10 protein-coding genes are annotated in these 10244 nt (G+C 71.3%); 4 read left to right on the top strand and 6 right to left on the bottom strand.

From position 1 onward, the window contains the following. The 4 genes from EAO72_RS17040 to EAO72_RS17025 form a co-directional block, all read right to left on the bottom strand. Window positions 1–532: cryptochrome/photolyase family protein (locus EAO72_RS17040; protein WP_148018217.1), on the bottom strand; the 532-nt coding region annotated here is incomplete at its 3' end. Window positions 533–546: 14 nt separating this feature from the next. Beyond that, the gene (locus tag EAO72_RS17035; RefSeq protein ID WP_148018192.1) at window positions 547–1920 is read right to left on the bottom strand and encodes a cryptochrome/photolyase family protein; all 1374 of its coding nucleotides are present in this window, start codon (window positions 1918–1920) and stop codon (window positions 547–549) included. Between the two features lie 4 nt (window positions 1921–1924). Next, window positions 1925–3523, bottom strand: a complete 1599-nt coding sequence (locus EAO72_RS17030) for an SDR family oxidoreductase (protein ID WP_148018191.1) — start codon at window positions 3521–3523, stop codon at window positions 1925–1927. Between the two features lie 52 nt (window positions 3524–3575). After that, entirely contained in the window at window positions 3576–4508 is a 933-nt protein-coding gene (locus tag EAO72_RS17025) for a hotdog family protein (RefSeq protein ID WP_148018190.1), read from the bottom strand. A gap of 439 nt (window positions 4509–4947) precedes the next feature. Between EAO72_RS17025 and EAO72_RS17020 the strand changes: the two genes are divergently transcribed. Next, window positions 4948–5490 carry a DUF4383 domain-containing protein gene (locus EAO72_RS17020; protein ID WP_148018189.1) on the top strand — a complete coding sequence of 181 codons (543 nt, stop codon included), beginning with the start codon at window positions 4948–4950 and terminating at the stop codon, window positions 5488–5490. A gap of 451 nt (window positions 5491–5941) precedes the next feature. Here the strand turns inward: EAO72_RS17020 and EAO72_RS17015 are convergent, their stop codons facing one another. Continuing rightward, window positions 5942–6631 (bottom strand): TetR/AcrR family transcriptional regulator, encoded by a 690-nt coding sequence (locus EAO72_RS17015; RefSeq protein ID WP_148018188.1) that lies wholly within the window; start codon window positions 6629–6631, stop codon window positions 5942–5944. A 138-nt stretch (window positions 6632–6769) separates the two neighbouring features. Between EAO72_RS17015 and EAO72_RS17010 the strand changes: the two genes are divergently transcribed. Together EAO72_RS17010 and EAO72_RS17005 are read left to right on the top strand one after the other, a co-directional pair. After that, window positions 6770–7621 carry a patatin-like phospholipase family protein gene (locus EAO72_RS17010; RefSeq protein ID WP_148018187.1) on the top strand — a complete coding sequence of 284 codons (852 nt, stop codon included), beginning with the start codon at window positions 6770–6772 and terminating at the stop codon, window positions 7619–7621. A 35-nt stretch (window positions 7622–7656) separates the two neighbouring features. Continuing rightward, entirely contained in the window at window positions 7657–8838 is a 1182-nt protein-coding gene (locus EAO72_RS17005; protein WP_148018186.1) for a cytochrome P450 family protein, read from the top strand. Between the two features lie 128 nt (window positions 8839–8966). Here the strand turns inward: EAO72_RS17005 and EAO72_RS17000 are convergent, their stop codons facing one another. Beyond that, entirely contained in the window at window positions 8967–9857 is an 891-nt protein-coding gene (locus EAO72_RS17000; RefSeq protein WP_148018185.1) for a LysR family transcriptional regulator, read from the bottom strand. A 98-nt stretch (window positions 9858–9955) separates the two neighbouring features. Between EAO72_RS17000 and EAO72_RS16995 the strand changes: the two genes are divergently transcribed. Next, a partial coding sequence (locus EAO72_RS16995; RefSeq protein WP_148018184.1) for a YybH family protein occupies window positions 9956–10244 on the top strand: 289 nt, incomplete at its 3' end.

Raw genomic sequence — 10244 nt, 5'->3', positions numbered from 1 at the left:
CCTGGAGGGAGGCGGTGTCGCGGGGCGGGGGTTCCCGGTTGTCGTGGTCGAGGTTCCACCGTCCGGCCGCGGGCCGGTCGCCCTCCATCAGCAGGTCGTGCTCCCGGCGCACCCAGTGGTAGAAGTCCTCCTGCCGCAGGCGCTTCCCGCCGTGCCCGTCCGCCCAGGCGGCGAAATCGGCGTTCGGTACGAGGAATCCGCGGGCGGGGCCCACCGTCACCTGGGGCAGGGCACGCATCAGGCGGATGGCGGCGTGGGAGGTGGGGTGGTGGACGCCGACCGGGCGTCCGCGCGTGGCCCGGTCCAGTCCCTGCCGGTAGGTGTCGGCCCGTACGTACGTGACGCGGTCGCCGAGTTCGGCCGCGCGGTGGCGCATCGCGGACAGCACGAGGTGGGCCTTGGCCCGGTGGAACCGGCGCCGCCGGAAGACGGAGCGCGCCTCGATCATGAGCAGGGGAGTGTCGCGTCCGGGGCCCCCGTCGCCCGGGGTGAGGAAGTGGGGGCCGAGTTGGTCGCCGAAGAGCCAGTGCACGGGGGGATGCCTCCTCAGTCGCGGCCGCGGGCGTGCTTGAACCGCGCGAGCCCGTCGGCGAGGTCGATGAGCGGGCCCGGGTAGTCGAGCCGTTCACGTTGCTCGGCCGGGAGCCGCCAGGGTTCGTGCACCTTTCTTCCCGCCAGGTCTGTGAGCTCGGGAACCCAGCGGCGCACGTAGGTGCCGTCCGGATCGAAGCGCTTCGCCTGGAGGAGGGGGTTGAGGACGCGATGGGGCCGCGTGTCGGTGCCGGTGCCGGCGACCCACTGCCAGTTGAGCTGGTTGTTGACGATATCGCCGTCGACGAGGAGGTCCAGGAAGTGGCGTGCGCCGATCCGCCAGTCGACGTACAGCGTCTTGGTCAGGAAGCTCGCCACCAGCAGGCGTGCGCGGTTGTGCATCCACCCCTCGTGCCGCAGCTGGCGCATGGCCGCGTCGACGATCGGGTAGCCCGTGCGTCCCTCCCGCCATGCGGCGATGTCCTCGGCCGCGTCGTCCTCGTTCCGCCACTGGTCGTGGTGGGTGCGGTAGTCCTGGCCGGAAACCTTGGGACGTGCCGCCAGCACCTGGTGGTGGAAGTCCCGCCAGCACACCTGGCGTACGAACGCCTCCGCGCCGGGACCGCCCTGCTTGCGGGCGCGGTGGACGAGCTCCACCGGGGACAGGGCTCCGAAGTGGAGATAGGGCGACAGCTTGGACGTCGCGTCACCCGCGAGGTCGTCATGGCGGTCCTCGTACCGGGAGAGTCCGGAACGCGTCCACCGTGCGAACCGGTCGCGGCCGGTCGTCTCCCCTCCGCGCAGAAGACCGGGCGACGTATCGCTCACGCCGGCCCGTTCCGGCAAGGGCTCACCGCGCGCCCCGTCGGGGACGCGCACGGACCGGGGCGCGGAGAAGGGCATCCTCAGCGACTCCTGGGACCAGCGACGGAAATACGGGGTGAAGACAGCGAAGTGGTCGGAACCCGCGGGCGTCACCGCCCCCGGGGCGACAGCGGTGATCACTGTGTCGTGCACACGCAGGGCGACCCCCGTTTCGTCCAGGGCTTCGCGCAGTTGTTCCTCGCGGCGGTGGGCGTACGCGGTGACGCCGGCGGCCATGTGCACCTGGGTGGCCTCGCACTCGGCGGCCACCGCGCAGACCTCCCGGACGACCGGCCCCCCGCGGACCACGAGCCGGCCGCCGCGTCGGCGCAGCGAGGCGTCGAGGTCGTTGAGGCAGTCGGCGAGAAAGGCCCGCCGGTTGGGAGCGTCGAACCCCGTCGCGTGGATCCCGGAGTCGAGGACGAACAGCGGCACCACCTCGTCCGCCGCCATGAGCGCCGCGTGCAGCGGCGGATGGTCGTGCAGACGCAGGTCCGAGGTGAACAGGACGACCGCGACGGTCATGGCTTCACTCCTGGCGCAGTGGTGCGTTGGCGGATGCCTTGTGCTGCCCACTTCGTCGGCGGTGGCGGCGCCGGATGCGCCGGCGGGGCCGATCACCCTTGTGGGCTGTCATTCCCTTGGCGGCGGCCTGGGTGATGTTGCGGGCCATGCCGCCGAAGACGACGGCGTGGAAGGGGGAGACGGCCCACCAGTAGGCGTGGCCGAGGAGCCCACGCGGGTGGAAGAGCGCACGCTGCCGGTAGCACGTGCGGCCTTCCTCGTCCGTCTCGACGTACATCTCCAGCCACGCCAGTCCCGGCAGGCGCATCTCCGCCCGCAGCCGCAGCAGCCGGACCGGCTCGATCTCCTCGACGCGCCAGAAGTCCAGCGAGTCGCCGACCCGGAGGCGTTCGGCGTCGCGTCGGCCGCGGCGCAGCCCGACACCCCCGACGAACCGGTCCAGCCAGCCGCGGACGGCCCAGGCGAGGGGCAGGGAGTACCAGCCGTTGTCACCGCCGATTCCTTCCACCACCTTCCACAGGGCTTCGGGCGACGCGTTGACGGACAGTTGCCTCTCGTCCTCGTACAGGCTGCCGCCGGCCCAGTCGGGGTCGGTGGGAAGGGGATCGCTGGGCGCTCCCGGCACGGACGCGGACGACCAGCGAGTGGCGACCTGAGCCTCTCGGACCCGCCGCAGCGCCAGGGCCAGGGCCTCGTCGAACGGCAGCGGCCTGCCCGGAGGGTCGGGGACGTACCGGGCGATGTCGTGTTCCTGGCAGACGACCTCATGACGGAGCGACTCCGTCAGGGGGCGGGCGATCGAAGCCGGTACAGGAGTCACCAGACCGACCCAGTGGCTGGACAAGCGGGGGGTGAGCACCGGTACCGGTACGATGATCCGCTTCCGGAGGCCGGCGACGGCGGCGTAGCGGCGCATCATCTCGCGGTAGGTGAGCACGTCGGGTCCGCCGACGTCGAAGGCGCGGTCGACGTCGTCCGGCATGGTGGCCGCTCCGACGAGGTAGCGCAACACGTCGCGGACCCCGATGGGCTGCGTCCGGGTGTGCACCCAACTGGGCGTCACCATGACCGGCAGCCGCTCGGTCAGATAGCGCAGCATCTCGAACGACGCGGACCCCGAGCCGATGACGACGGCGGCCCGCAGCACCGTCGCGGGTACCGGGGAGTCGAGGAAGACGCGACCGACCMCCGCGCGGGAACGCAGATGGGGCGACAGCGACTGCTCGGGGACGCCCCGCGGAGTGAGACCGCCGAGGTAGACGATCCTCCGGATGCCTGCCGCGTGGGCCTGATCGGCGAAGATGTGTGCCGCGCGGCGGTCGGTGTCCTCGAAGTCGGCGCCCGACGAGAGGGCGTGCACCAGGTAGTAGGCGACGTCGACGCCACGCATGGCCCCGGCGACCGAATCCGGGTCGGTGACGTCCCCCTGGATCTTCTCGACCTCGGACGCCCAGGGCTGGTCCCGGAGTTTGGCGGGGGAGCGGACCAGACACCTCACTCGGTATCCGGCCCTCAGCAGCTCCGGCACCAAGCGCCCGCCGATGTACCCGGACGCGCCGGTCACCAGGCAGAGCATTCCCTCCGCGTCCTGCTGTCCGTTCATTGCCGCACATCCCTTCTCCCGGCTCGTCCGCGGCACCGTGCCCTTCGATCGATCATGGACCCCACAACATGACCGTGCCTGTCGCGGCGAGGCGGCCCGCGACCGTGACGAGGAACCGGGAACCGCCAGCTTCCGCCCTCGTCTCGATGCGCGCGCCGCGCAACGGCACCCGCGTACGCACGTCCACCTCGAGCCCCACCACCGCGCTCGAGGTCATGCCGCTGCTGAGCAGGACCGCTTGTCGTCCGGCCTCCAGAACCGCGGCGAGGGGCAGGTGCTTCGGCCGGCCGGACAGGAGCACCGGGTGCCCGGGATCGCGCGGGGCGATCACGAGGTGTCCTCGGGACGCCCGCGCCAGCATCACGTCGCCTTCGGCAGCGGCGCCGACGGCTGCGGCCGAGGGATGGAGCAGGCCCGGTTCCGCCGGTTCGTCCCGGGGCGCTGCCGTGTCCGCCGAGCGGACGAGCCGCATGGTGCACGACCCGAAGGGCTCGCCCGCGTGGAGGTACTCCGCCGTGACGCGGTGGGCGACCAGCGAACCCGCATCGGTCACAAGGTCGCTCACGCTCACCCGTACGGACACGTCGGTGGCACTGCCGCGCTCCAGGGGGCGCGTCCGCAGACGCAGGCCCAGGCTCACCGACACCGCTTCGAGCGTCGCGCGACCCGCCGCGGGACGACCGAGTTCCACCGCGGTGGCCAGTTGCCGGGTGGACTCCAGCATGATCAGGGGATGGTGGGGTACGGCGGTCTCGGCACGGTCGTTGAGGGGGTGGAGGCGGGGCCACTGGCACCGGGCCGCGTAGCACCGGCTGCTCAGACGGTCCATGGACACCACGAGCAGCGACGCCATCGTCTCCAGGCCCAGCGTTCGCCAGGTGAGCGGGAGCGCCCCGCTCGCCGAAGGCGGTGCCGGGCGGGCTTCGTCCCCGCTCCGGTGCGAACCGCGCGCGCCGAACGCCTGCTCTGTCGCCATGTCGTGCATGAGCGTCTCCTAGCCGGAAGACCTCGCGGCGCAGGCCGCCCGCGCGGGGGTCGTCACCCCCTACTTCGCGTTCGGCCGCTGCGGCGGATGCACCCGACAGCGGGTTCCACCCCACAACCGGTCGGATCGTTCGCGTCGGCTGCCTGGCAGGCGCCGTCACAGGGGCGAGCGGCCCCGCGGAGGAGACGGATCCGCACCCGTGGGCCGTGGCGATCGCGCCGGGCAGCCGGGTGAGGCGCGCGGACCGGGGCGCGGAGGCACCGGTTCGGAGCGTGGAGCAAGTGGCACGTGCACGGAAGCGGGCCGACGCCCGATGCCGATGCCGGCCGACCTGCCGCAGAGCGGCGGTCCTCGGCGCCCTTTCTGCCCTGGCCCCCACGCCCGAGGACCAGCACCGCCCCGGTGCATCCATTGCCTGCATATCGGTCGAAATAAGGGCATGAGGCTAAAAGAGGAACTTCCCGTCGATCACCATCTCGCCGCGGTCTACCGGTACGGTGCCGGGTTCTGCGGCATCGTCCTGCTGGTCTTCGCCGCTCTCGGCTTCGCCGATGCGCTGAGCCCTTTCGACACGGGTGGCGACACGATCGCCGGCATGAGTACCAACGTCGCGCTCAGCACCATTTCCGCCGTCGTCGGTGTGGCGCTGCTCGCCGGGGCGGTCATCGGCGGGAACTTCGCCTCCGTCCTCAACATGACAGTCGGCGGCCTCTTCGTGCTGAGCGGCTTCGCGCACATCTTCGTCCTGGACCGGCCTGCCAACGTCCTCGACTTCGGCATGACCAACGTGATCTTCAGCTTCGTCATGGGACTGGTCATCGCCACGTTCGGGATGTACGGCCGTGTCTCCAGCAAGCTGTCTCACGACAACCCGTACTGGCGGCGCCGCCACTTCGAGCAGGCGCCGTCGGAACGCGAGCCGGCCTCCGTGCTGGCCCGTCGCGAGGCCGGAGACGAGCTCGACGCCCGCCCGGCCCCCTGAGGTCGCACGCCTGATGCCGAGCTGCGCGTGCGGGCGCGGCGGGGGTGGCTGGGGCTGGGGCTGTTGGGCGTATGCGGTCAGTGACATGCCGCCCCCCGCTTTCGGTCCCTGGGAGAATGAACCCGCCTTATGGCGGGCCCGGAGCTCCGAAGAGTGGTCGTCGGGGCCCCGGACCCCAGTCCTGCCTCCCGGGCCGCAGGTACTCGCCGGGTGCCGGGGCAGTGGCCCGGCACCCGGCGAGTACCTGCGGCCCGGGCAGTGGCCCGGTGGCCGAGTTGTCGGAGCTCGGCCGACACGCGAATGACGTCCGCGCAGGCCCCGGACCAGGGTCATTCGCGTACGACGTGTGGCGGCCGAGCCGCATGAGGCCATGACCGAACCGTCTGACGAGCAGTCCTTCAGGCCTGAGGGGGCGGCTGTCACGGCCCCCATGTCCGGGGCGGCGGAGCTCTCACGCGTCGTTCAAGCCTGGTGCGGGCGCCCGGTGCGGTCCCAGTTCCCTCAGGACCTCGCCGAGCTGGGCGGTGGTGAGCGCGGGGCCCGGCAGGGGTGCGGGTGCCGGGCGCAGGCCGTCCAGGAGCAGAGCGAGGGGGCGGTGCCAGGCGTCCGGCGTGGTCGCGGCCGTCAGGGCCGGGACGGCGCGACCCAGAGCGGCCAGCGCGAACAGGACGTCCTCGGTGGTGGCGTCCGCGCGGACGGTCTCCTCCTGTCGCCCGCGTTCCAGCAGGAGTTCGATCGTTTCCCGGTTGTGCGTGTGCACGGCGTCCAGCGCCTCGATGCCCTCGACGTGCGTGGTCATGAGGTCGTTGGTGCCACGGTCGGCGGCGAGTGCGTCGAAAACGGCCCGGAGGTAGTTGTTCAGTCCCGTCCATGCGTCCACGGCCGACCGTGCCCGCTCACCCGCCTCCGAGGTGGCGGACAACTGGTCTCGGAAGACGGCGTCGACGAGTGCTGCACGAGTGGGGAAGTGCCGGTAGAGCGTCGCGTTGCCCACGCCCGCCCGACGGGCGATCAGGTCGAGCGGGGCCTGCAGTCCCTGCTCGGTGAACACCTCGTGGGCCGCCTCCACCAGGAGTTGCCGGTTGCGGCGCGCGTCGCGTCGCTGGGGGGCCGTGGCCTCACCTGTGCCGATGGTGATCATCCTCCGAGAGAAATGGGGAGCTGTCCCCGGTACTGATGGTATCGTCGCACTGCAAAATGGGGACTACTCCCCGTTTAGTGAGGTGGCCCCCAGGGGGTGCCCCGAGTCCGTACGTTCGTGCTTTCGGGAGGGATCGGCGTGAGCGGGAACAGCAGCAGAACCGCACTCGTACTCGGCGGCGGAGGCCCCGTCGGCGGCGCATGGCTGACGGGAGTGCTCGCCGGCCTCGCGGACGCGGGCATCGGGCTTCATCGCGCCGACGTGGTCATCGGCACCTCGGCGGGCGCGATCTTCGGCTCCCGGCTGGCCTGTGGCCAACCGCCCCGCGAGCTGTACGAACGCCAGCTCGCCGGCGACGACCGCATCACGCTCGATGTCACCACGGCCCGGACACTCCGCTTTCTCTGGGCGGCGCTCGGATCCCGCGACCCCGAGCACTCTGTACGACGCCTCGGCCGCGCCGCCCTGGGCGCGTCCACCGCACCGCGGTCCGAGATGTACGACGCTGTGCGGACCCTGCTGTGCGGAGCAACGGACTGGCCGGCAAAGGCTCTGCGGATCGCCGCGGTCGACGCGCTGAGCGGTGAGGTGAGGGCCTTCGACGCGGACACGAAGGCCGACCTCGTCGACGCCGTGGCCGCGAGCTGCGCGGTGCCCCTGATCTGGCCGCCGGTCGCACTGGACGGCCGCCGGTGGATCGACGGCGGCAGTCGCTCCACCGCAAACATCCAACTGGCGGGCGGGTACGACCGGGTGCTGGCCGTCGTCCCCATTCCCCACGCCGTCGGCCCGCACCCCAGCGCCCAGCAGCAGGCTGCCCGACTGGCCGCCGGGGGAGCGGCCGTGTCGCTGGTGCGTCCCGACCGCACGGACCGGCGCGCGATGGGACGCGACATGACGGCGAACGCCCGCGTCCCCGCTGCCGCCCGCGCGGGATACGCCCGTGCCACGGCGCTGGCAGCCGGCGTGGCGGACGTATGGCTCGGCTGATTCCCCGTACACGACGCTCACCGAAAGGCCACCTCATGCAGGCACCCACCATGGAGGAACTGGCACCCGGCGGCCTTGACCTGGCGAGGAATCCGTATCCGGCGTACGCGGCCCTGCGGGCCAACGGCCCCGTGCACCGTGTACTCGTTCCGGGCAGTGGGGAGTGCTGGCTGGTCGTGACGCGCGACGCGGCCAGGGCCGCACTGACCGACCCGAGGCTGCGCAACGACATACGCCACTCCTCGTCCTGGCGGACCGACGGCGGCCACGCCCTCGGCCGCAACATGCTCCAGAGCGACCCGCCGCTCCATTCCCGCTTGCGGGCTCTGGCGGCGGGGCACTTCACGCCGGGACGGATCGCGGCCCTGCGGCCGGGGATCGAGAGGGTCGCGACGGAGCTGCTTGCCGCGCTGCCCCGGGAGGGGACCGCGGACCTGGTGAGCGGCTATGCGCTGCCGCTGCCCATCACGATGATCTGCGACCTGCTGGGCGTTCCGGTGACGGACCGGCCCGCCTTCCACGACTGGTCGAACGAGCTCGTGTCGCCGACCTCACCACAGGCGGCAGGGTCCGCGGCCGCAGAACTGACCGGCTACCTCACCGGACTGACCGCCCGGAAGGCCGCCGCCCCGGACGGCACTCTGCTCAGCGACCTCGCAGCCGACGCCTCCGGCCTCACCGCCGAGGAACTCCTCGGCATGGCCTTCCTGCTCCTGGTCGCGGGCCACGAGACGACGGTCAACCTGATCTCGGGAACCGTCCACGCACTGCTCGCCCACCCCGGGCAACTCGCACTGCTGCGTGCCGACGTGAGCCTGGTCCCGGCTGCCGTGGAAGAGAGCCTGCGGTACAACTCGCCGGTCCACGCCTCGGCCTTCCGCTTCGCGGCCGAGCCCCTTGACCTCGCCGGCACTCGCATCGGAGCCGGTGAAGCGGTCCAGGTCTCCCTTGCCGCGGCTTCCCGCGACCCGCACCATTTTCCGGACCCCGACCGCTTCGACATCACGCGTCGCGCCTCGGGCCACGCCGCCTTCGGTCACGGCCTGCACCACTGCCTGGGCGCCCCACTCGCCCGTGCCGAAGCCGCGGTCGCCCTTCGACTGCTCCTGGAGCAGCGCCCGGAGATGGCCTTCGCCACCGATCCCGCGCAGCTGAACTGGCGGACCGGCACCCTTCTCCGAGGGCTGGCCGCACTGCCCGTCCACTTCTCCTGCTGACGAGCTCCTGCCCAGCGGTCGGTCCGGCCACGCCCATCCCAGTCCGGCCGAGGCCGTTCGGGCGGCGGCCGGCCACCTTTTTGGCTACCGGTCGCGAGGAACCACCGGACAGTTCCGGGGTTCTCCTGCTATCCAGGGTCGGGCTTGGAGAATGCTTGCCGGCTGTGCGCGAGCAACTCACGTACCGCGGGGTTGTGCGTGCTCTTCCAGATCAGGGCCAGCAGGGCGGGTGTTTCCACGTCGTCGATCGTGCGGGCGATGATTCGGTCGCGATAGCTCGCGGCCATCGAATCGCTGAGGATGGCGACGCCGAGTCCGCGAGCGGCGAGGTCGGCAATGGCATCCGCGGCGCTGGCCTGGAACGCGATCGCGGGTTGGAGGCTCTGCGCGGTGCAAGCACGGTCGAACACAGTGCGCAGACCGGTGCCGGGTGGCATGCATACGATCGGGTGGGCGATCAGTTCGCGCAGCGTGACCCGCCGCTGTTTCGCCAGAGGATGCCCGGCCGGCACTGCTACGACGAGCCGCTCACTGATGATCGTCAGCGCTTCCAGCCCGTCGGGGGTGGCGGTTGCGGTCCCGATAAGAGCCAGGTCGACGGTGCCGGCACGTACCCCTTCGACGAGGCGGTCGGAATGGTCCTCCAACAGTGAGATCTCCACTCCGGGATGCGCCCGGTGGAACGCAGAGAGCGCGTCAAACAGTGGCGTGACGGTGCAGCCGATGACCATCCCAACCGTGAGCCGGCCCTGGATCAGATCGGTGACATCACCCACCGCCTGGCGAACCGCCCGAGCCGCGGCGAGCGCCGCGCGGGCGTGTTCGAGCGCGGCCTTTCCCGCGACAGTAAGGGTGGCAGTGCGCGCCGACCGGTCAAACAGCTCGGCCCCGAGTTCACGTTCCAACTGGCGGATCTGAGCACTGACGCCGGACTGGCTGATGTGTACCCGCTCGGCCGCCCGGGTGAAGTTCTGTTCTTCGGAGACCGCGATGAAGTATTCCAGCTGTCTCAGCTCCATGACTGGAAATTGTAGCTTCCATCAGATCCATCTGTTGGACTTCTGGTCAGTGGCCGACCAGGCTGGGAAGCACCAAAGCCCGACGTCAGGAGGAACCCATGCCGGAATACGAGAAGGCCATGCGACCCGAAGACATCACCCGCTTGTTCGTTGAGCGATCCAACGCAGGTGACGCGGCCGGGGTCGCCGCACTCTACGAAGAGGACGCGGTGATGGCCTACCCGCCCGGCGACCGGACGGTGGGCCGGGAAGCGATCCGTGCGCTCTGGGAGAAGGTGCTGGCCAACCGTCCCCGCTTCGAGCCGGAACAGCCACTGCCGACACTCGTCAGCGGCGACATCGCTCTCACCTCGACCCCGCCGAAAGACGGGGCCGGAGCCCGGGCGC

Source organism: Streptomyces sp. OR43 (assembly GCF_008042275.1).
Classification (GTDB): Bacteria; Actinomycetota; Actinomycetes; order Streptomycetales; family Streptomycetaceae; genus Streptomyces.
This window is presented reverse-complemented; position numbering and strand designations above follow the sequence as displayed.